The sequence below is a fragment of the Thalassotalea litorea genome (genome assembly GCF_005843925.1).
GTDB lineage: Bacteria > Pseudomonadota > Gammaproteobacteria > Enterobacterales > Alteromonadaceae > Thalassotalea_A > Thalassotalea_A litorea_A.
Map to the genome: position 1 here is coordinate 27,965 of NZ_VCBC01000002.1, position 25,603 is coordinate 53,567.

Genomic DNA, 25,603 nt, shown 5'->3' on the forward strand with positions numbered 1-25,603 from the left:
TAATAGAGTGAATCGGGCAATATAAATAGGTTTTTATAAAAAATGTAAGCGATGCGAATCCAATTTCTGGCAATCGTTAGTTCTGCACTATCAATAAGCAAAATCAAACTATAAGGAAAATTAAACAGCTACCGACTCGCGCTTATTGCCAAGTTCCTACAAAATCATTGCGGGTCTTGTCCCATTAACGCCTGAAACTTTTGCTCTAGCTCATCTTCACTTAAATCTTGCACATGGGTCGCCAGCGTCCAGGTATGCCCAAATGGGTCTTTCAGGGTTCCTGCTCTATCTCCATAAAACTGGTCCTCTACTTCCCGAATGACTATGGCACCAGCGTTAACTGCCTGAGAAAAAGCGGTGTCGACATCATTCAGGTAAATCATTAGGCTTACTGGCGAGCCACCTAAGCTATCCGGACTGACAAAATTCATTTGTGGTTGCTCGTCTGCCAGCATGACATGGCTATTGCCGATCATAATCTCGCCATGAGCCACGCCTCCATCCGGCATTTTCAAAACGAGTTTTGTTTCGGCGTTAAACGCTTGCTGATAGAACTCGATGGCTGCAAGCGCGTTCTTGCAAATTAAGTATGGTGTAACTGAATGGTATCCGTCAGGGATCGGTTTGGCAGTCATATTATTTACCTTTTTGGCCCGATAAATTTCAAGAATAGCAGACAAATCAGATAAATAGAGAAGGAAAAGGCTTCGTTAAATAACGACAAGATTGAAAGATGTAGATGGATAAAAGATATGTTGGCGGAGTGGACGGGACTCGAACCCGCGACCCCCGGCGTGACAGGCCGGTATTCTAACCAACTGAACTACCACTCCGCGCTATAGGGATTACATTCGCTGCTTGCAGATATGTTGGCGGAGTGGACGGGACTCGAACCCGCGACCCCCGGCGTGACAGGCCGGTATTCTAACCAACTGAACTACCACTCCGCATCTGTGTCTTTGTTCAACATGTCGTTGAATGCGGCGGGAATAATACGGTTATGAATAACATGAGTCAACACTTTTTTCAGATAAAACCTGCTGACTGAACAAATGTCGAACAAAACGGCCAAAGTCGCCGCGAGCTTGCGTATTTATTAAGCTTTATTGCGCTTACTCAGGCACAACTTCTTCAGCGGTTGACCGCCAAATTGGAGTACACCCTTTGTTGTCAACAATATCGAGGCGCTCTTCGTGAGCTCGCAACTCTTCAGGTTGAGCCATAAGCACCGGCAATGGACTACGATTCGCTTCGACTCTGCGAATGCCCGACGTATCTCCTTCACTACCATCACCATGTTGTAAATTCAGAGTATTTTGCCGGCGGGTCATTTCGATATAAACGAAAGCCAGCAATTGGGCATCAATTAATGCGCCGTGATAAGTACGGTCGACTAACTTATCGACTCGATAAAACCTCGCCAGATAATCCAAGGTTTTCGGTGAGCCAAACTCATCACGCGAAACTTTCAGTGTATCGGTAATGGTGCAGATGTCATTGGTCATTGGCAGGCCACGATTTACCATGGCAAATTCATGGTCCATAAAACCGACGTCGAATTTTGCGTTATGAATAACTAATTCCGCCCCACGAATAAACTCAATAAACTCATTCGCCACTTGGTGGAATAATGGTTTATCTGCAAGAAAGTCATTGGTTAGACCGTGAACATCAATAACCTCCTGCTCCATAACCATTTGCGGGTTAAGGTAAGCATGGTAGTTACGACCGGTTAGCCTGCGGTCAATCATTTCAACACAGCCGATTTCAACGATGCGATGCCCCGCCTTCGGGTCAATACCCGTCGTTTCTGTATCAAGAATAATCAATCGTTCTTGTTGCGTTTCTTGCACTTGATGTACCTGACAAATAAAGAGTAATAACGTATGGGTTTTGCAAAGGCCTAATTTTATCCGCCAATAACAAAACTCCAAGCTGAAAAATTAGTATGATGTTACACTGGCACCAGCAATAAGCAAAGTAAGAATAATCAGCCTATGAAAAAACAAGTCAATATATACACGGATGGCTCATGTCTTGGTAATCCGGGTCCCGGCGGGTACGGAGCGTTACTGATATATAAGCAGCATCGCAAAGAATTGTCCCAGGGTTATCAATTAACCACCAATAACCGCATGGAAATGTTGGCGACTATTGTAGCTTTAGAATCATTGAAAGAGAGTTGTGATATCACCTTAACTACGGATAGTCAGTATGTTCGACAAGGCATAACACAGTGGATCCATAACTGGATCAAAAACAACTGGCGAACAAGCGCAAAGCAGCCGGTTAAAAATGCCGACCTTTGGAAACGTTTGTATCAGGAAACTCAGCGTCATGAAATTGACTGGAAATGGGTAAAAGGTCATTCTGGCCACCCTGAAAACGAGCGGGTTGATGATTTGGCCCGTAACGCTGCGGAAGGTAAAAATTTAATCGAAGATGTAGGCTACCAGGAATAATTAAGGTAAGTTATCGCTAATTATCAACACGAGCCCATTTAAATCAAATCTCAGGATGAATTATGAACCCGGATATTAAAGCATTTTTCCATCAGGCATCATTCACTTTGACCTATGTCGTTTCCTGCCCCCAAACCCGGGAGTGTGTCATTATCGACCCTGCGTTGGATTTTGATCCGGTCGCATGTGAAATCAGTTCTAAATTCAGTGATGAACTGATCCAATATATCTCCGACAATAAACTGACTCTAACCTATATTTTAGAGACCCACGCCCACGCCGATCACATTTCCAGCGCAAGCTACTTAAAATCGAAGTTAGGTGGTGAAATCGGGATCAGTGACAATATCAAACGAACCCAGTCAACGTTTAAAGTGATATTCAATATGGCGAAGCAATTGAATGAAGGGACTCAACATTTTGATCATCTCTTACAAGAAGGCGACAGCTTATCTGTTGGCAAGTTGGCTATCAACATCCTCGAAACGCCCGGTCACACACCGGATAGCATTACCTTTGTTATCGGTGAACATGCGTTTATTGGTGATACGTTATTTATGCCAGACTCTGGCAGTGCCCGTTGTGATTTTCCCGGTGGTGATGCCCGCTTACTGTACTCTTCGATTCAAAAGCTCTATGCTCTTGGCGATGATACGCGTTTATATATGTGTCATGATTACCAGCCACAAGGCCGAGCGCTAGCTTACCAATGCACAGTGGCTGAACAAAAACAGCAAAACATCCAGGTTCGAGAAGGCATTGCCGAGCATGAGTACGTAAAAATCAGAGAACAAAGAGATGCGACTTTGACCAACCCTAAGCTCATCTTCCCTTCCCTGCAATGTAATATTCAAGCAGGTAAACTTCCCATGCCTGAAGATAACGGCCAGGTCTATTTCAAATTACCAGTGAAAGTCGCTTAACTAATTAGGTGGCTTTTTCGATCGGCCACTCTTTTCCTCTACCTGCTCTGGAAATTCAGCCAGGTTAAGACGTACTCGGGGCAACCACATTCCACAGGCAATAACGATTAACGCGATAAACCATTGCAGGTAGACTTCTGCGCTAATATTTCCCTGCCAGATAATGCTGTATACGCTAAATAACAGCGCTTCGATAACCAGAATAACGAATGCCAGCCAAATCATATTCGGCCAGAGGTAGTGGACTAAGCGTGATGCATCCGGCTTCCTGAAAAATACGACGTAAACGAACAACAATGACGGTATTGAAACCACCAAGGCGACATAAAAAGTCTCGGGTTGCGGGTAAATCATTTGAATAAACTGCAATTTATCTCGCATATTGACGACAGAAAGCAACCCAACCAGGTACGCACGATTCAAATAAATCATCACCAGATAAAACCACCAGGACAACTTAAGGCACTGGTTCCTATCGAAATCTTTTAATGAATACTTAGCATATGGATGTACAACTTTCTTATCCATCGAACTCTCTTGCAAAATAACTATTGTGGAAATGAATCGGAGAAATCATTCTCCAAGTTATTAACTCCCGCCTTGATGGCTTCTAGAGCACGAGATTTAAATTCTCGAGAATACAATATATAGACAACCGCCAGACTACTGAAGATGAACAGCAGCGGGTGGAAAAACCAACAAAGTGCCGCCAGGGCAAAGTAATAAGAACGCAGTCCATAGTTATATGCATGGCCGGCCTGATCCTGAACCACCGCCATTTGCTTGGCATAATCCATTAAATGTTGTTTTGTGGTCCCTTCTTCAAATGGCGCCGCCCCCATCATAATATTAACAAAGCCATATTGGCGCATCGACCAGGTAAACTGGAAAAATGCCATTACAAAAATAACCACCAAAACACTCAGCTTTATTTGGATCATAACCGGCCCTTTATCTGTTGCATACGGGATAGCAGATAACATGGCCGAGACATTGTCTACCTGGGTGAAAAGCGTTAACACACCGGCCAATACCAGCATGGTGGATGAAGCGAAAAATGCGACATGGCGATCAAGGTTCGACAGCATCGATGCATCCGATACCCGGATATCATGATCAAATACATGCCGCATCCAAATAATGCGGGTTTGATGCAAACAACGGGATAGACAGGGTGTCGTTTTCGCTTTAACACGAGAAAACTGGGTATAACCAACCCAACTGGCGACAAAAATGAAAAGTGCAGTGTAATCTAATAGCGTCAATGTCTAATCTCCTTGATAATCTTATTTATTATGCCTAAAACAAAACGACTATTCGACTCACATATTCAAAATTAATTGATTTTTTATATACCACAAGCCTTTAAAAAGCCGTTAACAGATTGTTTAAAAATGAATTTCAATATTCAAATTACAAAAACTTACAATTTGACATAAACCGCCAATAAAGGTATAAAAAAACAAACGTTTTCGGTATCCCGGAAAAACAAAAATAACAGCAAAAATAGGAAGTTTGAATGATTTTGCTTAGGGAAAACGTTAAAGGTCTCTTACTTTGTGTTGGTCTTTTTCTTGTCTCATTTGCCTCCGTTTCCAAACAGCAATTTTCAATTCCCCATATCAAGGCAGATATCACCCTTGACGGGGAACTCAATGAGGCTGCCTGGCAACAAGCTCAGCGTGTCGATCTCGATATCGTCAACCACCCATTTAACAATACCCCTAGCCCGGTTAAAACCGAAGTCTATATCTTTGAAGATGGCGAAAAGATTCACTTTGCGTTTAAAGCCTACGATCCAAATCCGAAAAATATTCAGGCATTTTTGCGAGACCGGGATAAAGCCTGGGGAGATGATTTAGTCGGCATCAAACTTGATACGTTTAATGACCATCGTTTGGCATACAAGTTTTTTGTTAACCCGTTTGGGGTACAAAATGATGGCATTCAAAATGAGATGACCGGGGAGGAAAGCAACCTTTGGGATGGTATCTGGTACTCTTTTGGCAAAATCACGGATTTTGGCTATTTAGTTGAATTTTCAATCCCTTACCGTGAGCTTAACTTCCAACAAGGCGATGACATTAAAACCTGGGGCATTGAAATGATGCGCTTGTACCCGAGAAACCAACGCTTGCGTATTTCTCATATCAAATTGGATCGTGACAATCAATGCTGGGTTTGTCAGATGGATGAATTGACCGGGTTTGAAAACGCCAAAACAGGTAAAAACCTTACCATAACCCCATCACTGGTTGCGTTACATAATAAAGAAAAAGCCGATTATTTATACCCAGATAACCAGTCGCAAACAAAAGATTGGCAGTCTGAAAATGACATTGAACCTGGCTTGAATGTCCGTTGGGGAATTACCCCGGATACGCTGTTAAACGTCAGTTTAAATCCTGATTTTTCGACCGTTGAATCCGATGCAGGACAACTTAGCGTGAATCAAAACGAAGCGTTATATTTCGATGAGAAACGGCCGTTTTTTCTGGATAATTCTGAATATTTTTCCAGCCAATCGGATCTGGTTTACACCAGAAATATTGTTGACCCAGATTTAGGTGTAAAACTGACGGGCCGTGAGGGTAATCATTCATTTGGACTATTTACCGCCAAAGACCAACAAACCAATTTTATTTTACCTGGCAATGTGTATTCTCGTCCGGTTGAAGTGGTTGGCGATAACTGGAGCAGCGCACTACGTTATCGATATGACGTTAACAATGACCTTTCTTTGGGATTGATCTCAACCATTCGTCAAGGAGAGCAATACCATAACCTCGTTTCCGGTGTAGACGGAAAATACAAAATCACAGATTCGAACAAAGTGGTCGCCCAAGTGATGTATTCGGATACCGAATATCCTGACGACTTATTCAATCAATTTTGTGATGAAGGTCAATGTGATCATGCCAGCTTAGTTGGTAAGCAAGATGAACGTTTTTCAGATACTGGTTTTAAAATTGGTGTTGAGCACAATAGTACAAACTGGAACCTAAGTGCCCACTATCAGGATTTAGGGCGGGATTTTCGCGCAGATTTAGGCTACATGCCGTTAATCGACATCAAGCAGTTGAAAACCAATATTGAACGCATTGTTTATAGCGATGGTAGCTGGTGGACCGACCTATATTTTGGTGCCGAATATGAATCAACAAACAATCAGGAAAACGAGTTAATTAACGAATCTTTTGCAGCAAATTTTGGTATTTATGGGCCGATGCAATCATTCGCAATATTTAGTCTGATAGAAGAAGATCGAGTAGGGCTTAGATTCAACCCCAACGATACCAGTATTGATGGCAACACCGCCTTGTTTGAATTATCAAAGATGAATGGCGTATTTCTGATCCAGCCCTTGCCAAATTTTGTCTTTAGCCTTTTTGCTGAGGTCGGAGATGGTATCGATTACTACAACGACCGGGTTGGCGATGCGATTGTATTTGCTCCTGAAGCAACCTGGAACATCAATCAAAATACTCAATTAGACATGGCCTATACCTTTGCTAAGCTCGATGCGGAAGGTGCCAATGTCTACATTGAAAGAGTATCAGATATACGTTTAAGCTATCAGTTTGATATCAACAGTTCGATAAAATTAAATCTTGTTTATACCGATTCAGATATAAATCTTAACAATGATGCTTGGGCATACGATTTTGATTATTACAATTTTAAGTATAATATTGCTGAAGAAAATAACGTATCCGCGCAACTAATTTATTCCTATCGGATCAATCCACAAACGGTATTTTTCTTGGGCTACTCCAGTAACGGCTATGAAGCGATTGGCCAACCCAATACGCCCGATCAATTCCTGTTAAAAAGACTGGCTAAAACCGAGAATGAAACGGCCTTCTTAAAGCTCAGCTACGCCTGGATGTAAGCCAAAGATGATGCATAGCAGCAAGATAAATAACCGACCGTTATTTTTTCTTGCTCCTACTAAAACAAGCGACCATAAAAAACCGTACACCTCTTAAACAATCGATATTCTGCTCCGTGCTAGCGCTTAAAATCGGTCGCTTAAACCTTAAATCGCCACCATGCGCACGGCGCCAAAGAGTTTTTGAATATCGACATTAGGGTTTAACATCAACTATTCGTCACTGACGACAATTTCTGCGAGGGTATGCGAGGGCGTGGATTGTACGAATACGAATGTATTTTGTTGGTACTGGCATGCTAACGCGCAGGCGTTACGACGATCGATATTAAGCACCAGAGCGCTTGGCTCTATCCAAGTGCTGGTGTCGTTGCGTCCTTCACCAACATAGAATTGATAGCCTTGATTGATTAAATCATCCTGAAGCGTTTGATCGGCGACTAGATTTTGTTTATCGGATACTTTTTTACTGTATGGATTATACGCACTGATCAGAGCCGCGGCATACACGCCTTGTTGCTGTAACAAGTGGTGCAGTTCACCATTAGATTTACCCAAGGGAATTGATAAAACGTCTCCATCGATGATGGCACTAAACAAGGTATCGTGATAAACCTGCATTAACTCTTCAGAGATGTGCTTAGTCATAGGATAAAACGATACCTTTGCCTTTGTCTGTGTCCTTAGCTCAAAATTCCCCGGGCAGTGCGACTAATATTGCTTTTGCCGAGAGGATGGCGGCGCAGAGCGTGTGGTTGTCTGTGCCGGCGCTCTTGGTGTTGATACTCTTGGCGTTGATGCTCTTGGTGTTGCAACCCGGGCAGGCGGCGATTGGATCGTGCGTGTCGGCGTTCGCATTGTACTGCGTGGCGTACTCATTTGCGTACTTTGCATTGTTGAGCGAGCAGGCGTCGTGCTGCGCATCGCAGGTGCAGTACGAGTCGTAGGTGCTGTGTGTACCGATGGTGAGGACGCAGGCGTCAAGCTCCGCCTTGACGACGTGGCCGAAGGCTGATTGACACTGCGGCTCGGCAACGTTGCTGAACGGCTAGGTTCGACCGTTCTTGTTGCAGATACACTCGGCTGCGTAACACGAGAATTGGTAACAGAACGAGGTGCAGTTTGCCTGACCGGTGTTGTGGCATTGCCGGTACGCATTTTCTGCTCGCGAAGCTGATTGTAATCCGCCGATGAGCGCGAAAGTTTGTCCTGCACTTTCTGGTATCGATCACGACCTTGCAATTGTCGACTCAGTTCATTGTTTGAGCGATTTATCTGTTCCGTTGCCGAGCGGGTCGCTGGCGTCGTAGTCCGTTGCTCATTTCGCGTTGTTGCTAAATCCCGACGCTGTTGTTCAAATCGTTGCTGATAACTTTGAATCAACTCTTTATTCACAGGGCGTTTTGCGACATCTTCATTGCGGTATTTTAAACGTTGCGCAGTGTCATTAACCGTTGCATCGGTTTTGCTTCTATTTGCAGGAGACAGTGTAGTATTCATACCCGTATCTCGAATTTGCGCCTGAGCATCCACTTCTTGTTGCAGTTGTTGATGTTTTTGACGCATTAATTCTTTACGACCAGCCCCCTGCTCGCCACCAACATGCCCCATTTTCCGCATATCTGCTGTAGGCGGGGTCACATAAGCATCACGATTTGAATGGTACTGTTTTTTGGCATAATCGGTTCGATAACCAACGCCTTTACGATGTTTAGGATCATGTTTCCATTGCTGACCAAGGTCTTTTTTTATCTTGGTGGCGTAGTAAGGCTTTTTATGATGATATCTTCTGCCAGGATAATGCTGGTTGCGATAATGATACGGCTTATATCGATAATCGTTATACACTCGCATATGATAACCAGGCCAGTAAAACGAATTAAAATGATAGTTAAACGAAATACTCACACCCGGCAGCCAGGTATAGTAACCAACCTGAGCAAAACGATTGTGATTATGATGCCAACGCCAATCCCAATAAACCGGCGGGTAATAACCCCAGCGCCAGTTTCCGTAGACTACGCGTGTATCGTAATAGGGAACGTAAATAACTTCCGGTTCTGGTGATTGGATCACGATCACATTATCTTCTTTATAGACTTCAACTTTGTCCATATTACTAAGACTGCCAGCCTCATCGGCCTGCTGTCGCAACGACTGAATACTGGCAAGAAGACGCGACTCGTCGTCAAGGAATGCATCTCCTAAATCCTGAAGCCAGTCCAGATCATCAGCGATCCGTTTTAATACTTCAGGAAAGGCAATCAAGGCTTTCACGCTGGGATCCCAATCTTCATCTTCCGCGGCTTTCATCGCTTTGTCGTTTGCCAAAGATTCATTTTCTGCACGCCAACGACTGGCTTGAACGACTTCAAGAGGATACGTGGATGCAATCAGGATGTGGGTTAACAGGCTATCTGGGTACAATGCGATAGGTGCCAGCATTTGCTCGAGCTCTGCATCGCTAAATATCTGTTCAGTATTGGCTTGTTGAGCCTTTTTGGGGGCGCTAGACTGTGCCGGTTCTGGCTCGCTTATTTGTCTAGCGGTGTTGTTTTCTTGCTGAGCAAACACGATTGAAGCTGAACTTGTCAGATAAAGTAGCGCAAGCAATTGAGTAAAACGTGTCATAAACCACCTCTTCGCGAAGATGCATTCCCTGCTGTCGGTTGGTACTTTCAGTATAATACCAAGTCCAATAAATAACTTTCACTGAGTTGCAATGGCAATTTGGTATGTGCCAAACGTTACTCAACTGCATGATATCGCCCCAACAGACGGAAGCTTATTTTTCAGTTTCTGTGTTCGTTGGACACCACAGTGGTCACATTAGTTTCAACGATTTTGGAAAAACGCTAATCCGATGAAATGCCAGCCCACTGAAAAGACAGCAAAATTGTTGTTCATTTTGTTATACGTGATTGACGCCAGCTTGTCTACGAAAAAGGTCGTGACTGAATAGTTAGGCGACAACTAGGCAATCACTAGACATTAACTAGGCAATAACTAGATTCTAGTTAGGTTTTAGGTGAATTCGATCAAAAAGTGACGCTGTATTATGCATTGGCCAAATGATTAACCATTGTGTACAGCATTATAGATACAGAGTCCGCAATATCTCTAATGCGTAATCAGGGTTGTTTTGAGGAAACCGATTTGAGCTGCGCAACAATATTGCTGCTGTCGATTTCTGCGAGCGCCTTTTTTAACATTTTCCTAAGATGTGACTTTAAAAATGGTGTAACTGTTGCGGGAGATATGCCCTTAAGCTGGATAAATAATGCAAGAGAAAACACATGCTCGGCCTCCGTTAAATAGCCATTACGGCTTGCTTGCCAACCTTGAGAATCGCTATCGGTATATTGGCGGAAATTAAACGCCGAATTTGCCATAAATACGCCAAATCCTAAAAATGTGGCGGTAATATCCGTGGCAAACTCCCAGTTTTCCCAACCTCCCGGAGGCTCTTGTTTAGCGCTCGCGGTTAAGTAGTGCGCCAATTCATGGGCAAATGTTGCAATCATTTGGGTCGGATTGGCAACAATTTTTGGGTTATACCAATCACACTAAGTTTGTGCACCACTCAGAGTTAGGGCAGAGGTTCATTTACAACATAGATTTTATTGATATAGTCATTCTATATTAATGAAATCTAGGGCCGTAAATGGGCCCCTGATATACTCCCTAAGGGTGAGTTTTAAAGGCGTTTATCCTGCGTTACTGATTTTGACAATGGAGTGACCATTCTCTGCAATCAAGGCCTTGTCTAAAAGCCTTTAAATTCTCACTGAGTGAGCAATAATTTAATGTGATTGGTATTAAAGGTGATCTTAACGGAATGCGTACTGTCAACCTGGAACGTACCGTTTGGATTGGCCGGCACATTGGCGATGGCAACGGTTGGCGCAACAATAGTGTTTACATCTTCTTCCTGGCTGATTAATTCACACGGCCATTGCGCCATGCCGGCATAGTGTTTTACACGTTCAAAAGTCGCCAATGCAGCTTCTTCCGGCGAGTCGATTTGGTTTGGGAAATGATTTGAGGTTGGTAAAACAAGGATTGTATCCTGATAAAAGTCATCACCTCCAAAATTTGTCAAAAGCCATTCAAAACAGGCAATTTGAAACGCTCGGTCCTGATCAGATAAAATCGGTTTCGTGGTGAAAAGCTTTAACATCCAAGGTCCTTAATCTGTTGCCAACCATTTAAACATCACCAACGCATCAACATACCCCCTGTCAGGGTGTTTAAACGCTTTGGGCAAGCGACCACAAATATCGAAACCGAGGCGTTGCCATAGTCGAACCGCCCCTGAGTTTGAGCTGGCCACAAAATTAAACTGCATCGCTTTATAGCCAAGTGTCAGGGCGATTTTCTGAGAATGCTCGCACATTTGCGTTGCTATCCCTTTGCCCCGTGCACTGCTCGCTACCATATAGCCACAGTTACACACGTGGTCGCCCGGCCCCGCCTGATTCGTTTTGATGTAGTATGTGGCTAACACCTTGTCATTTTGCTCAACCACAAACGTTTTTACCGGTTGCTCGAACCAGACATTAAAGGCGCACTCGCGATCCATGTCTCGAGGGTACGCATACGTATCTCCCTGAGCAATAATCTCCCTCATAAATGGCCAGAGTTCGTCAAAATCTTTTACTGTGGCTTCTCTTACTCGCATTTAAATTTCCACTATCTCGATAGTATTTCCATAAAGCGCGCTGTTGTAAGCAATCGAACGCAATGACAAATCCGCTAAAATTACTCGCGTAATCATTTTAGTTTGTCGCGACAATTATCCTGCTGCCAGCACTATCATTACTACTGCCGGTACTATTTTGCACATCAATGCGCAGCGCCATTTGCTCTTTCAGTTCATTGACGTGAGAAATAACCCCGATTGTGCGACCGGTTGACTGTAAATCAATGAGTGTATTGATCGCCAATTGCAAAGATTCCTGATCGAGACTGCCAAACCCTTCATCAATGAATAATGTGTCCAGTTCAATACCGCCAGAACGTTGTTGAACAACCTCAGAAAGCGCCAATGCCAGCGCTAACGAGGCCATAAAAGACTCGCCACCGGAAAGTGTTGCCACCGGTCGAACCTTACCGGTATGGGCATCATCGACCGCCAAGTCTAAACCCGCTGTTACATTACGCTTTTGCTGCTCTTCCGCCTGGCGAACCAATCGATACTGGCCTTTACTCATCACGTGTAATCTTTGACTGGCAATTGACAACACATTGTCGAGGATATCCCCAAGGACAAAACGCTCTAATGACACGCGCACTTTTCCTTTACCACTGGCCGCATTGGCCAAGGTACCTATCACTTCATAATCCTGTTTATGCTGTTCCTGACGTTTTTGATAGGTTTCAATACGTTGCAGCACATTAACACTGTTTGCCAGGGCGATAGCGGCCTGATTCACCTCTTTGTCATGCAACTGGTAACGCCCTTCTATACCTTCTAGCTTTGCCTGTAAATCGATAAGATCAGGGGCCGTTTTATCGGTCAATCGGGTGGAAAGCAATGCCAGGTTATCCGCCAGAGTCTTTGATTTTTGCTGATACTCATTTACTTGTGTTTGCAAGCGTTGCAAGCTGATTTCTTCCATACTTGCTGCACAAAACGCCTGTTCATCGCAAAAGCTGCTCGACTTCAATTGTTGTTGCCATTGATTTTGCAATTGCTGGCATTTTTGCTGTAACTGTTCGAAATGCTGACAATGCGTTGCCTTTCGACTGTCAATGGCACTGAAATGTTCACCGGCTTGCTGATGCTTCTGCTGGGCTTGTAGTAACTGATACTCCAATTTCGCCAATGCCTGCTGATTATCGCGAATCGCTTGGGTTAAAACACCTTTATCACGATATTGCTCCGGCAAATCTTTTTCTGCATCCGCCAGTTTCATTTTTGCGGTCGCGCTTTCGGCCGCGATAGCCGGCAATGCCTGTTCTAACTGTTGTAAATTCGCTGACAATCGCTGCAATTCTTCTTGCATTGCCTGGAGCTTTTCTGATGCTTTTACGAGTTTTTGCTGATCTTGCTTTCGCGCATTAATCAGCGCCTGATGGGTCGATACGGCTTGTTCCATTTCGGCAACTGAACTAACCTCTCCCTGCGCTTGTTGTTGCAACTGCTGTTGCTGTAACTGACAAACTTCAAGCTCTTTTCGCAATGTTGCTAATTGCACCTGCGCCTGTTGTAACGCGTGTTGTTTTTGCTCAACAACTCCACGTTGCTGGTCGATCATCGACTTATTGACCGGCGGTACTGCTGGGTCAATTTGTGCGGGATTTGGATGCTGCGTTGAGCCACACACGGGACAAGGATCTGATGGATGTAACTGAGCCGCCAACACTGCCGCCTGAGAGCTATGCCAGTTAAATTCAAGCGTCATTAACACTTTGTTTTCGGCTTCTAATTCCGCCTGACTCAAATTTACCTGAGTTTGCTGTTGCGCTAACACTTGCGTTAACTGTTGTTGCTGCCCGACGAGCGCATGCAACTGACGACTTGCGGTTAATTGCCGCTCTAACACGCCCTGTTGTTCAATGATCTCTGGCAAAGTATCAACATCTTTCTGTAACGACAGGATCAGAGTTTCGCCGTTTTTGACCCGTAAAGAGTACTCCGTAATTTTGGTATTCGCCTGCTCTATGCGCTGACGAGAATCAAATTCTGCTTGAGTTTTTTGCTGACATTCCTGACCAATGCTTTCAAATCCCGCCAATATCTCCTGATATTTCGCTAATTGTTGTTGAGCATCAAGCATCGGTTGTCTTTGCTCATATTGCTGCTGCGCCGTCGCTAATTCATTTTGGCGTTGCAACAGCTGAGATTTCGCTGCCGTTTGCTGCTTTTCGGTTTCGTCAATCAGCGTTTGCAGTTGACCAAGATCCTGTTGCATTGATTGCAACGCCTTAAAGGCCGGTTCTATTTTCGCCGCCTGCTCTGCGTGCTGTAACGTCTGGCTTTGCACCTGCATTGCTTGTGCATCGTTCAGGTGTTCATTCTGAGCTTGCTGTAATCGAGTCCGCTCGGCGAACTGTTCACTGATTTTCTTACCATCCTGAACTGCGATAATCGCCTGTTGTCGTTCTTTTTCAAGTTGCTGTTTTTGTTCCGACAGGCTATCCAGTTGGCGTTGCTGCTGAGCTTGACGGCTTTGTAATTGCGTAACTTCCTGAACATCCGCTTCTTGCAGCGCCTGATTAATCATCTCCTGGTTTTGCTCGTAATCGCCTTTGATTAACGCCGCTTTGTCTTTTAATATCTGCTCAATTTTTTGAAAAATTTGGGTTTGAAAAAGTGTCGATAGTATCGATTGCCGGGCATCGGATTTCGCTAACAGTAGTTCCCGGAATTTGCCCTGTGGCAAGACCATAACCTGACGAAATTGTTCCACACTTAAGCCGATAATTTCTCGGATCATCTCGTCGGCATCTTTTTTCTTTTTCGCGACTAACGTGACCTCGGTATCATCCGCAAGCAGCTCTCGAAAATGCGCGCTGGCTTTTTCTTCGGTAAAACCATCACCACGCTTGGCAGGTCTTAGTTGCGTCGGGGTACGGGTAATTCGATATCGCTTATCGCGTATCGAAAAGGTTAGCGTCACCTGAGTAAGCACATCATCATTGGCATTATCACAACGCACCGCAAAATCTTTACGGGCTTCATCGGTTGTTTCACCGTATAGGGCAAAGCATATGGCATGCAGTATCGACGACTTACCGGCCCCGGTGGGTCCATCAATCAAAAATAACGGAGAGTTACCAAGCTTTTGAAAATCAATCTCTTGCTTATCGGCAAATGGGCCAAACGCTTGAATTGAAAGGTTTAAAAACTTCATTCTTTGCCCTCCGTTAACGCTTTTGCCTGATTAATTGCATCTTGCAGTACCTGTTGTTGGCTGGCAGACAATTCACTTTCCGTGACTTGCGAAAAAAATTCTGAAAATATCTGCAGCTCGTCTTTTTTCTGCCCTGTATTTTCACCATTACCGTCAGCCTTGTTGCCCGCTTGATAGTCCTGAGTAAATTGCTTGCGCTCCAATTGCAAAACATTGGGATATACTTTGCGAAGACGCGCCAATGGCTCCAGTAAACTTTGTTTATCGGTTAGCCGTACCAACAAATAATCGTCAAAATTCGGATCTTGTTTACCGTTTTCGATAAGCTCGCTCAGTTCCCCTTCTATCACCCTGAGGTTATGGCGCGCTTTGAGCGGCAACAGAGTAATGCTCGGGTTTGCAGTCGAAGCATCATTCGCAGCAAACTCAACTAGGGTGACGGATTTATTTTGTTTATATTCTGAAAACGAATACTTTAGCGGCGAGCCGGAATAACGAATTTGCTCGGCACCTTTAAATTGCGGCCCATGCAAATGGCCAAGTGCCACATAATCAAAACTCGTTAATGGCTGCCACGACACGCGATCCGCCCCACCGATTGCCAGTGGACGCTCTGAATCCGATTCACTGGCGCCATCAATAAAGCAATGGCTAATCAATACCGAGGTCATCTGTGGTCGATGTTTTTTGTGCTCAGAGAGAATTTTCTCTGCCATAAAGGTATGGGCATCATCATAAGTGCGTATGCTTTTTTCCCCAATACCGTCGTCATCAATATCATTGGCAAACGCTTCTCTGACTTCGACCGGGTCATGATAGGGTAATCCATAGAAGGCAATACAATGTTCGCTGTCCTTGCTTGCGCCTTTAGCCTTGACGATTACCGGCTCAGTCGCATGGTCTAAGTCGGCAAGAATATGTAGATTTGCTAAACGCATCTGCCTTGCACCAAATCGTAATCGTTTGGCACTGTCATGGTTACCACTGATCATGATCACCGGAATATCATGTTGTTGTAGATCCACTAAAAATCTATCAAGCACATCGACCGCATGGGCTGGAGGCACCGAGCGGTCAAAAATATCACCGGCGACGATTATCGCATCAACGTTATGCGCCAGCGCGTAATCTTTGATTTGAGAAAGCACATATTGCTGATCTTCGAGAAGGGAAATATTTTGGAAAAGTCGACCAATGTGCCAGTCTGATGTATGCAAAAAACGCATGCCAATCCTTTGTGGTTTGCTACGTTGTAGCCAAATAGAGTCTAAAGATAACCACGAGTCTACCACAAGCATTTTTATCGGGCAGTAGCCATAATGCTTTTTTATTATCAGTCGTTCAACGCTGTTGTTATTGCGGTTGTATATATTGTGATATATGCCGCAATCATTGCCGGTGTCCTTGTTGTTAATGTCGTTTTAAGAGCCGTTGTTGTGCCAGCGCTTAAGCTTGCTCTTTCGCCTTCAGTCCGATAAATTGAGCACCATCAACACTGCCAATGAATTAAAATCCGTAGTTAAAAAACATGTTCTCAAATCTAGTAAAACCAAAACCCATAATCGATACGCAAACGAAGCAGTGGATTGACGACGCATATGCATGGCTTGAACTGCATTTTGTCAGTGCCGATCCCGAACTTAAGCCATGCTGTATTTTACCCACCAATGATTATTATCCTGGACGGGTGGGAAGTGTCGATGAAATGGCGCAAAGTATATTTATCAAGACCGCGGGATATGCAGGTATGCGTCAATGGCCAGTGGCGCTGCGCTCCACCAGACTGGGACCGCCTCCGGTAAATAATGCCTTACCACAGTTGAGTTTCCCAAGTGGCTTACGCGGATCAGATATTAAAGTCATTAACAATGATTTTTCCATGCAAGGTGCACAACCTATGGTTTGGCCTTACCAGGAACAACAAATCAATCATCCTCAATTAATGATCGCAAATTTTGCTCAGGGATATGCATCGTTATTGATGCAGCAAACCCCGGACAATCCGCCAGGTGGCGAAGAGTTTCGAAATCAAACCATAGAGCTATTGGCCTGCTATCTGGGGTTTGGGGTAATGATGGCAAATACCGCCTACCAATTTCGCGGTGGTTGCGGCAGCTGCTATAGTCCGTCGGCGAATCGACAAACCATGTTAACCGAAGAGCAGACCGTATATGCATTAGCACTGCACTGTAGGCGCAATGAACTCGACACTAAGCCTGTGCGCAAACAGCTTAAATCTCATCTTCAAAAAGATTTTAAGCGGGCTTTGAAGCAAGTTGAGAACGGAGCATAAGCGCATTTTGCGGGAATTGAAATTCCCTTAGGGTCGAGAAAGAAACACGTTTCTTTGGGTGGAGATTACGATTAATCGTAATGGAGGGATAATGCGAAAAACGCATTAGGTGGATAACGTTTCATTTTATGAAACGTTGGTAAAAGCCACAAAAACCTACGTCATCCCTGATACTACAGAGAATCTATCACCACCGGTTGAATGGCGGCTATATGCCAACAACGGGTGTTGAAACTCCCTTAGTACGTATCGCAAGCGATACTCCGGGCACGTGACGGAAATCGTCACTTCGAGTACGCTGATGTCATCAGCTCCAAGGACACGCTGTTTCGAGTGAAAAGCAACCTAACCTCGCGTCATTCCCTGACACTACAGGGAATCTTAGCTAGAGCCGAACGTCTCTTAGGTCGACTTACCCCATTTATTTACACCGTCATCCCCTGCTCCGACAGGGGACCTCCCTTCGTTTTACTGATACTTGTTTACTTAGCTCTTTAGTTAAGAAGTTGAAATAAATAGGATCACAGCATGCGATAGGAGGTCCCGCATCAAGTGCGGGATGACGGCGCATTATTAAAAGAAAGTGGGAGGTTCAATGACTCAAACTCGCTCATCTGAGACATTAACCTTTTCAGTTAGTTAACGTCAAACTTGGAACCAAACGATAAAACATTAAATACTTGAAGCGCTCACAATATCGTCCAGCTTCTTAAGATTTTCTATATCTATGCTCTTTATACACAAAGGGCTTCCCGTGTATACAACAACGTCATATGCACCAGCTCCCAACGCTAATTCTCGGAAGGCTCTGTCTTCAATCTGACTCAGTCCACCCTCAATTTTTTCCATTGGGTGAATTACAATCGTGGGTGCTGGTCTAAGAGAAAACTTCCCGATTAATGTATATATGGCATGCTGCAAAATTTTCTCTGCGACAAAAAAGTTATTAAGTAAAAAACGAGGGTGGGAAAATGGATTTATCGATTCCTCATTAGAGGAAGTTGCATGCTGGGCATTATTGCCAATGGCCGCTACGACCTTTACCCCTTTGCTGTTTTCTCTGGTTAATAGATAGGGTTTTTCATCAAACTCTTTACCTGTTTTCGTATCCACCACTCTTATGCGGTTTTCCCATATTTGGATATAAATTATTGGGTTAAACTTGTTTAAAATTTTTCTAAACATTTAATACTTCATCCATCATGATACTGCTTTGGCTAACGGCTCTTGTTCGCTCAAAGCCGTCCCTTTCGTTAAGTCTATTTGACAGGCTCGGGACTGCGCTTTTCGCCCACCAATATGTCTGTATAAGTTAACACGTCTTTGTATAAGGCTTCATAAGCTGAATATTGATGCTCGCTATTGTTATAAATGAGGATGCAGTCACTCCGAGCTTCAATACAAACTCCATTTTTGTTGACTAATTCTTTCATCAGTTCAGGAGGAAAGTTTCTCTCAATAATTTCTTTATTTAAAGCCGTTAAAGCATATTTTTTCGAAAATTCTTTGTAATCATCGTAATCAATATCTTCGAATCCAATAGCCTGTTTTACTTTATCAAAAAAGCCCTCTGGCTTAAGCTCGAACTGATAAAGTAACTCGCCTGGGAGTTGGACATATACAACTCTTTGTGAGGCCGTTCGGGAATTTCCATTGCCACTATTTATGATGTACTTGAAATCAAAGATATAGATATCTTTAGAATGAACCTTTTTAAATAATATATTCTCAATTTGACCGTCGTCATCAAGAGCGAATATGTTGAACCCCTTCTTGTAAACATTTGATGAAATAGTGTTTACCTTTTTAAATCCATGACTTGATATGAATTTATCCGCTGATTCTTTAAATTGATCTTTCTTTTTCCTAGCCATCAAGGACGTAATAAATGCAAGAATTACAACCGTTGCTAGAAAATATAAATCTACTTCACTCATTTGTTATTCGCTCACTACAGCCTCCGGGTGTCCGTTCAAGTTACAGGACTATCTCAGTCGTTTCAAACGTGCCAACTATGGTAATTTAGCTTTGTTTCTTTTTAAATAGATCAAACAACATTTCCCTTTGGTTTGAGGAAAATGTGTAATAGCTAAATTCAATATTCTCTTGAGTTTCAAGTTCAATGATCACCCTGTAAGGTATTGATTTTGTTATTTTGTAACCCTTAAAACCTCTCCAATCTACTTCTCTTTTCATCTGATAGTCATAATAATCAAAGCCATTTTCATTCATGACTATTTTTTTTGACGGTTCAGGGTGAAGAAGCCACAGATAAATTATGAATAATGAAGTAAAAGCTAATGAAATCTTTATGAAGAAGATGATATCTATGCTTGTCGAAAAAAATATTGAAGCTGGAATGCCAATAACGACATACCAAAAAATATGTACCATCATGACATAAAGTCGAGAAAAAACATTTTGAAAGCGAGATTGAACAATTTCCATATAATTCACTTACGGTATTAACATCCTTTATGGCGAGGGCTAAATCATTATCAGTTTTACAAGCTCTTGCTAGTTAGGTTGAACTCACAGCTCATATGAGTCGTCCATTTATTTGGAACATGAGCAGGCAATTTCGCCATTTGAATCCACCCATTCATCATAATCATTTAACGGGCAACGACTCTTAACATTGGCACAAGCGATTCCATTATCTGTGAACTCACTTTCTGTTAGCTTTTGCCGAGCCAGTTCAACCAAAATGTCGGACATAGTTTGAGTCGTAGACGAACATCCAGTTAGTACTAATGTGGCTACAAAAATCCATATTTTCACGTAATTTTCCTTATGTAAAATCCAAAATAAAGCGAGTGATTCACGATCGCTATTCTCTATTCTCTACAACTATCTTCTTGATTAAATACCTTACATTGTACTTAACCCAGTCCATTACCTTTATGGTTTCACGTTCGTGTCACACTGAACTCTAATCACGAGTTTTTCTACATCAAGATAGTAATTCGGATACGGCTTTTATGCCTGAAAATTAAAAATACTGGTTGGATTAAGTTCTAATCCCACTGCAACCATGCTATTTGCTCAATCTCCCCACAATGAAAGCTATTCTTTATCGTGCGTCGCTCTGGCCATAGCCACTAATTCAGGCGCGGCAATTTTTCTCTCATCAATAACCACAGTGGCAGATATTTTATCCTGGATGGCCTGGCGGTTTGCGTCCCAGTATATTTGTACAAACCCAAGTAAACCGGTAGCAAGGCCAGCACCATAGCCACCATAACGACCAAAACTATCCCAAAGTGAAAGTCTTGTGCCATCGAGCTGGATCACTCGAATGCCGAATAGTTTCTTGCCGGGTGTTTTGCCATTGAACATTGACCCACAAACGGTAAAATAAAACGCTGCCCAACCAAATCCAAGACCAAGGTCCCGTATCAAGGCTTTAAAATATTCAACAATGGAATATATCGGCTTGGTGGCTTTATCCTTGATTTTTCCGGCGTTTGTCTGCGCTGGCGCCGATGTGTCTGCTGTCGTTATCACTTCTGACGCCTCGGATTGGTTCATTTCCGTGCCATTTATACCAGCCCCATTATCCGTTTGATTGCTAGGTTTCGCTTCTTCTACAGGATGATTGGGATCTGCTTTCGCTGCTTCAGTAATCGTTGCCTCAGAGGTATTAGGTACATTAGTCGACTCGCTTTCGCTAACTCCATTGTCATTGTTTAGAGGTTTTTTAGCCGCAGATTGTGCGACCAGCTTTCCGTAAGAGCTGGTTAATTCCGTCGCTAATCGCTGACGCTCTTCACGAGAAATGGGCAATTCGCTGGTAATTTCTGAAAATAAATCCGCCGCCTGTATTTCAGTCAAACCAAACGAAAAAGCCTGCTCTGGTACTGGTGCTAACACTTCTTGCCAGCATGACAGTTCCTGATCACATCCTTTCTCTTTCACGGCATTCACGGTTTTAATGATAAACCCAGTGAGCTCTAAGGTTTTACCGAGATTAAAATCCGCAGCGATAACACCGTCTTCTGAATAGTTTTGTGTGGCATCGTAAGAATTGAAATCGTCCGAATCTAAAGGGTTACTGCCGTTAAACATTGATGGCAATATTTGCAGCAATAAAACGAAGATTATCAACGCGCCGATAAAACGCATCGCTGCACGGCGCTTAGTGCCATTGACTTTACCCAGTTGTTCAGCGCGTTTTCTACTGCCAAACCGAAAAGCGGCAATGGCAATTGCCAAGGCCAGAAACTCCCCGCCTGCTGAAGAAAGTATGGCGATCAATATTAAATCGATTAGCATCGCCGCGCCGCGTTTCCATGGGGAGGCAATCGCAGTACCAAACAAATTCTGATCAATTGAAAATGCAAAAGGGGTAATCACTTCACGAGTTTCACGACGAGTAAATTGCGCGTGTGCTTCATTTTCTATCGGCATTGCGTTCATCTTATCTTTTGAGAATTTATTGTTATTTTTCAATTGCTACCAATACAGTAAGGTAACATGACAATACTACAATAACGCTTTTATGCCATTTGATAAACCGTCTAATGTCATCTCATACATCTCCCCGGCCATGATTTGATCCATTAATCCAATCGACTGATAATACGGCCAATAGGTTTTAGGTTGAGGATTTAACCAAATGCTGTGTTCGAAATGCTCTAACAGGCGTTGCATCCAGACACCACCCGCCTCTTTATTCCAGTGCTCAACGCTGCCACCCGGATAGGTAATTTCATAGGGCCCCATGGTGGCATCGCCGACAAAGATTATCTTGTAATCTTTTGGGAAGGTACGAATGATTTCCCAGACATCAATCGTATCATTGTGACGTCTCTCATTATCTCGCCAGACTTGCTCATAAATGCAGTTGTGGAAGTAATAATATTCAAGGTGTTTAAATTCGCTATGCGCCGCCGAAAATAGCTCTTCACAGGCAAGGATATGATCATCCATCGAACCACCAATATCAAAAAACAATAATACCTTGATAGCATTATGCCGTTCAGGTCGCATTTTCAAATCCAGAAAACCTGCATTTTCAGCGGTGGCTTTGATGGTGTTGTCTAAATCCAGCTCCGATGCGGCGCCGGTACGGGCAAACTGACGCAATTTGCGCAGCGCCATTTTAATGTTTCGCGTCCCCAGTTCAACATCCGCATCGAGATTGCGAAACTCGCGTTTATCCCATACTTTCGCGGCGCTGCGATTGCGACTTTCATGCTGCCCGATTCGCATCCCACCGGGATGTTCACCATAGGCTCCAAAGGGGGATGTGCCACCGGTACCAATCCACTTATTGCCGCCCTGGTGCCTTTTTTCCTGCTCAGCTAAACGCTCTCGCAGGGTTTTCATTAACTCTTCCAGGCCGCCGAGTTGTTTTATTTTCTTGCGTTCTTCGTCTGTGAAGTGACGTTCAAAGCGCTTTTCCAGCCAATCTTTGGGGATTTTATCCAGGTTTAAGTCGATGCTTTCTACCCCTTCAAAATAGTCTGCGAATGCGCGGTCAAATTTGTCGAAGTGGCTTTCATCTTTTACCAGAATCACCCGGGAAATCATGTAGAAATCATCCAGAGACGCAAATATCACCCGTTTTTCCAATGCCTCGATCAAGTCCAGTAGCTCTTTTAAAGTAACCGGCACTTTGTAGCGCTTTAAGGTAAAAAAGAATTCAATTAACATAGCAGCATAATCAGTGGTCGCTAGCGGGAGCGATTTAAAAACGCGAGTTTTTCGAACAGATGAACATCCTGTTCATTTTTCAACAACGCGCCGTGCAGAGGCGGGATCACTTTATTCTGATCACTCTCATGCAAAACATCAGGGCTAATATCTTCGGCTACCAGCAGTTTCAGCCAGTCGATTAACTCAGAGGTTGATGGTTTTTTCTTTAAACCGGGCACGTCTCTTAACCCAAAAAACAGTGATAAGGCTTCATCAAGCAAGCGTTGCTTGATATTGGGGAAATGCACATCGACAATGGCCTGCATTTCGTCTTTTTCTGGAAATTTAATGTAATGGAAGAAGCAGCGTCTTAAAAATGCGTCGGGTAAATCCTTTTCATTATTGGAGGTAATGATGACAATTGGGCGCTGCTTGGCAACGACTTTTTCCTGAGTCTCGTAAACAAAGAACTCCATTTTATCGAGTTCAAGCAATAAATCATTGGGAAACTCAATATCGGCTTTGTCAATTTCATCAATCAACAATACCGGGCGCGTGTCTTGTTCAAATGCCTGCCACAGTTTGCCTTTAACAATATAGTTGCCAATATCCTTAACCCCTGCTTTCCCTAGCTGGCTATCTCGCAATCGGGAAACCGCATCGTACTCATACAAACCCTGCTGGGCGCGGGTAGTGGATTTTATGTGCCATTGAAACAACTGACAGTTGAGGCTGGCCGCAAGCTCTTCCGCCAGCATGGTTTTGCCAGTTCCCGGCTCGCCTTTAATTAATAAAGGTTTCTCAAGGATCATAGCGGCATTTACCGCCAATTGCAGATCCTGACTGGCAATATAATTTTGTGTACCTTTAAACACGGACAAACCTCCAATACCGTGCACAACGATGTGCGATATTTTTATAATGAATAGAAATAAAGAAATTACAACTGAATGGAATTAGTTATAACGTTCTATTACTTCTTTGAAAACTGAAAACTGAGTAATCTTAACTATAATACCAACTACCATCATCAAACCTGTATTAGAAAGCGTAATTTATCGCGTTTCAACAACAGGTTAGAGCATGCAGTGTTGGAGTGCTTATTAATAAACGGCGGCAGCTATTATGGCTACGGCAGCGTTTAATGCAAAGAATAACCCAAAGGATCATACCATGACCAACGTATATCAAGATAACTCCCAATCTATCGGGAACACCCCGCTAGTAAAGCTAAATAGTATCACTAGCGGTAACGTTTACGCCAAAATCGAAGCCCGTAACCCGAGTTTCAGCGTTAAGTGTCGTATCGGTGCCAATATGATCTGGGATGCAGAGAAAAGTGGTAAGTTGACCCAAGGTAAAACCATTGTTGAGCCTACCAGTGGTAATACCGGTATCGCACTTGCTTTTGTTGCCGCTGCCAAAGGTTATGATTTGATCCTGACAATGCCAAGTACGATGAGCCTTGAGCGTCGTAAATTGCTTATTGCATTGGGCGCCAAGTTAGAGTTGACCGAAGGCCCTAAAGGCATGAATGGTGCGATTCAAAAAGCCAATGAAATCGTAGCCCGTGATCCGGAAAACTACATTCTAATGGGCCAGTTTGATAACCCTGCCAATCCACATATTCATGAAAAAACCACAGGTCCGGAAATCTGGAATGATACCAATGGTGAAATCGATATTTTTGTCGCCGGTGTTGGTACTGGCGGTACGATTAGTGGTGTAAGCCGTTACATCAAAAATGAACAAGGTAAAGCCATTCAATCCGTCGCCGTTGAGCCGACAGATTCACCAGTGATCAGCCAAACAATGGCTGGTGAAGAACTCACGCCTGGCCCTCACAAAATCCAAGGCATTGGTGCTGGTTTTATTCCGGGCAACCTTGACTTGTCATTGATCGACAGCGTTGAAAAAGTTGGCAACGATGAAGCTATGGAGATGGCTCATCGCCTAATGCGAGAAGAAGGTATTCTTGCCGGTATTTCATCTGGCGCAGCAGCCGTTGCCGCTAAGCGACTAGCAGAAGATCCAGCTAATGAAGGCAAAACCATTGTAGTGATTTTAGCAAGCTCTGCAGAGCGCTACTTAAGCAGCCCGCTGTTTAGCGAAACATTCACCGATGCCGAACTAGTACAATAAATAGCAGGCAAACTTCGAGTTTAAACTAGGGGAAGCGAAAAACAGAGCAGTATCCTGTTTTTCTTTAGAACAATCCCTGCCAGGTTTCTGGCAGGGATTTTTTTTGTCTCAGCAATCCTTATCAAGACACCCACAGTAATCCTTATCAAGACACCCACAGCAATCCTTACCAAGACACCCACAGTAATCTTATCAAGACACCCACAGCAATCTTTAGATTTTCGTCAGATTAGTAAAGAAGGAATGAAAAAATAATCCTCCGAAATCAGGACGATTGCGATACGAAGGATTGAGGCTCAAACGGTTTATAGGGTGGGTGTCTAGTTAAGAGAGTGGGATGTTATCGCTATTCAACTTCTGTTATTCAACGGTTTTAGAGGTATGAAGGCACC

General features: G+C 43.6%; 21 protein-coding genes, 2 tRNA genes and 1 pseudogene. 5 read left to right on the forward strand and 19 right to left on the reverse strand.

Features of this window, described 5'->3' with window-relative positions; all coding sequences use genetic code 11:
* Positions 1-164: 164 nt before the first annotated feature.
* The 4 genes from FE810_RS00585 to dnaQ form a co-directional block, all read right to left on the reverse strand.
* Positions 165-635 carry a VOC family protein gene (locus FE810_RS00585; protein WP_138318090.1) on the reverse strand — a complete coding sequence of 157 codons (471 nt, stop codon included), beginning with the start codon at positions 633-635 and terminating at the stop codon, positions 165-167.
* A gap of 121 nt (positions 636-756) precedes the next feature.
* Positions 757-833, reverse strand: a tRNA-Asp gene (locus FE810_RS00590).
* A 37-nt stretch (positions 834-870) separates the two neighbouring features.
* Positions 871-947, reverse strand: a tRNA-Asp gene (locus tag FE810_RS00595).
* Positions 948-1,112: 165 nt separating this feature from the next.
* Positions 1,113-1,853 (reverse strand): DNA polymerase III subunit epsilon, encoded by a 741-nt coding sequence (dnaQ, locus tag FE810_RS00600; RefSeq protein WP_138318091.1) that lies wholly within the window; start codon positions 1,851-1,853, stop codon positions 1,113-1,115.
* Between the two features lie 144 nt (positions 1,854-1,997).
* On the opposite strand from dnaQ, the gene rnhA reads away from it, so the two are divergent.
* Both rnhA and FE810_RS00610 read left to right on the forward strand, forming a co-directional pair.
* Positions 1,998-2,462, forward strand: coding sequence for a ribonuclease HI (gene rnhA / locus FE810_RS00605; RefSeq protein WP_138318092.1), 465 nt, complete (start codon positions 1,998-2,000; stop codon positions 2,460-2,462).
* Between the two features lie 62 nt (positions 2,463-2,524).
* Positions 2,525-3,385, forward strand: a complete 861-nt coding sequence (locus tag FE810_RS00610; RefSeq protein ID WP_138318093.1) for an MBL fold metallo-hydrolase — start codon at positions 2,525-2,527, stop codon at positions 3,383-3,385.
* Here the strand turns inward: FE810_RS00610 and FE810_RS00615 are convergent, their stop codons facing one another.
* Positions 3,386-3,913, reverse strand: a complete 528-nt coding sequence (locus FE810_RS00615; protein WP_138318094.1) for a DUF2919 family protein — start codon at positions 3,911-3,913, stop codon at positions 3,386-3,388. It abuts the gene before it with no gap.
* Positions 3,914-3,933: 20 nt separating this feature from the next.
* Positions 3,934-4,650 (reverse strand): DUF599 domain-containing protein, encoded by a 717-nt coding sequence (locus tag FE810_RS00620; RefSeq protein WP_138318095.1) that lies wholly within the window; start codon positions 4,648-4,650, stop codon positions 3,934-3,936.
* Between the two features lie 254 nt (positions 4,651-4,904).
* On the opposite strand from FE810_RS00620, the gene FE810_RS00625 reads away from it, so the two are divergent.
* Positions 4,905-7,277: a carbohydrate binding family 9 domain-containing protein gene (locus FE810_RS00625; protein ID WP_138318096.1), complete on the forward strand. Its 2,373-nt coding sequence runs from the start codon at positions 4,905-4,907 to the stop codon at positions 7,275-7,277.
* Positions 7,278-7,490: 213 nt separating this feature from the next.
* Here FE810_RS00625 and FE810_RS00630 read toward each other — a convergent pair whose 3' ends face one another.
* From FE810_RS00630 to FE810_RS00660, 7 genes and pseudogenes are all read right to left on the reverse strand, one after another.
* Positions 7,491-7,925, reverse strand: coding sequence for a DUF3293 domain-containing protein (locus FE810_RS00630; RefSeq protein WP_138318097.1), 435 nt, complete (start codon positions 7,923-7,925; stop codon positions 7,491-7,493).
* Positions 7,926-9,068: 1,143 nt separating this feature from the next.
* Positions 9,069-9,908, reverse strand: a pseudogene (locus FE810_RS17280) (DUF3300 domain-containing protein); the annotation flags it as partial.
* Positions 9,909-10,408: 500 nt separating this feature from the next.
* A complete protein-coding gene (locus FE810_RS00640; protein WP_138318099.1) occupies positions 10,409-10,801 on the reverse strand; it encodes a hypothetical protein in 393 nt (130 codons plus the stop codon).
* 260 nt (positions 10,802-11,061) lie between these two features.
* Positions 11,062-11,457 (reverse strand): hypothetical protein, encoded by a 396-nt coding sequence (locus FE810_RS00645; RefSeq protein ID WP_138318100.1) that lies wholly within the window; start codon positions 11,455-11,457, stop codon positions 11,062-11,064.
* A 9-nt stretch (positions 11,458-11,466) separates the two neighbouring features.
* A complete protein-coding gene (locus FE810_RS00650; protein ID WP_138318101.1) occupies positions 11,467-11,958 on the reverse strand; it encodes a GNAT family N-acetyltransferase in 492 nt (163 codons plus the stop codon).
* Positions 11,959-12,055: 97 nt separating this feature from the next.
* Positions 12,056-15,136 carry an AAA family ATPase gene (locus FE810_RS00655; protein WP_138318102.1) on the reverse strand — a complete coding sequence of 1,027 codons (3,081 nt, stop codon included), beginning with the start codon at positions 15,134-15,136 and terminating at the stop codon, positions 12,056-12,058.
* On the reverse strand, positions 15,133-16,362 hold the full coding sequence (locus tag FE810_RS00660) for an exonuclease SbcCD subunit D (protein WP_138318103.1): 1,230 nt from the start codon (positions 16,360-16,362) through the stop codon (positions 15,133-15,135). Before FE810_RS00660 ends, FE810_RS00655 begins: the two co-directional genes overlap by 4 nt.
* Positions 16,363-16,664: 302 nt before the next feature.
* On the opposite strand from FE810_RS00660, the gene FE810_RS00665 reads away from it, so the two are divergent.
* A complete protein-coding gene (locus tag FE810_RS00665; protein WP_138318104.1) occupies positions 16,665-17,429 on the forward strand; it encodes a hypothetical protein in 765 nt (254 codons plus the stop codon).
* A 672-nt stretch (positions 17,430-18,101) separates the two neighbouring features.
* Here the strand turns inward: FE810_RS00665 and FE810_RS00670 are convergent.
* The 6 genes from FE810_RS00670 to FE810_RS00695 form a co-directional block, all read right to left on the reverse strand.
* Positions 18,102-18,614: a rod shape-determining protein MreB gene (locus FE810_RS00670; protein ID WP_212744437.1), complete on the reverse strand. Its 513-nt coding sequence runs from the start codon at positions 18,612-18,614 to the stop codon at positions 18,102-18,104.
* A gap of 74 nt (positions 18,615-18,688) precedes the next feature.
* Positions 18,689-19,366 carry a hypothetical protein gene (locus FE810_RS00675; protein ID WP_138318105.1) on the reverse strand — a complete coding sequence of 226 codons (678 nt, stop codon included), beginning with the start codon at positions 19,364-19,366 and terminating at the stop codon, positions 18,689-18,691.
* 85 nt (positions 19,367-19,451) lie between these two features.
* On the reverse strand, positions 19,452-19,877 hold the full coding sequence (locus FE810_RS00680) for a hypothetical protein (protein ID WP_138318106.1): 426 nt from the start codon (positions 19,875-19,877) through the stop codon (positions 19,452-19,454).
* Between the two features lie 618 nt (positions 19,878-20,495).
* Complete coding sequence (locus tag FE810_RS00685) at positions 20,496-21,881, reverse strand: RDD family protein (RefSeq protein WP_138318107.1); 1,386 nt, start codon at positions 21,879-21,881, stop codon at positions 20,496-20,498.
* Between the two features lie 33 nt (positions 21,882-21,914).
* Positions 21,915-23,087: a vWA domain-containing protein gene (locus tag FE810_RS00690; protein WP_138318108.1), complete on the reverse strand. Its 1,173-nt coding sequence runs from the start codon at positions 23,085-23,087 to the stop codon at positions 21,915-21,917.
* Between the two features lie 20 nt (positions 23,088-23,107).
* Entirely contained in the window at positions 23,108-23,944 is an 837-nt protein-coding gene (locus FE810_RS00695; RefSeq protein WP_246036827.1) for an AAA family ATPase, read from the reverse strand.
* A gap of 298 nt (positions 23,945-24,242) precedes the next feature.
* Here FE810_RS00695 and cysK point away from each other — a divergent pair, with 298 nt between their 5' ends.
* Positions 24,243-25,211, forward strand: a complete 969-nt coding sequence (gene cysK, locus FE810_RS00700) for a cysteine synthase A (RefSeq protein WP_138318109.1) — start codon at positions 24,243-24,245, stop codon at positions 25,209-25,211.
* Positions 25,212-25,603 lie beyond the last annotated feature (392 nt).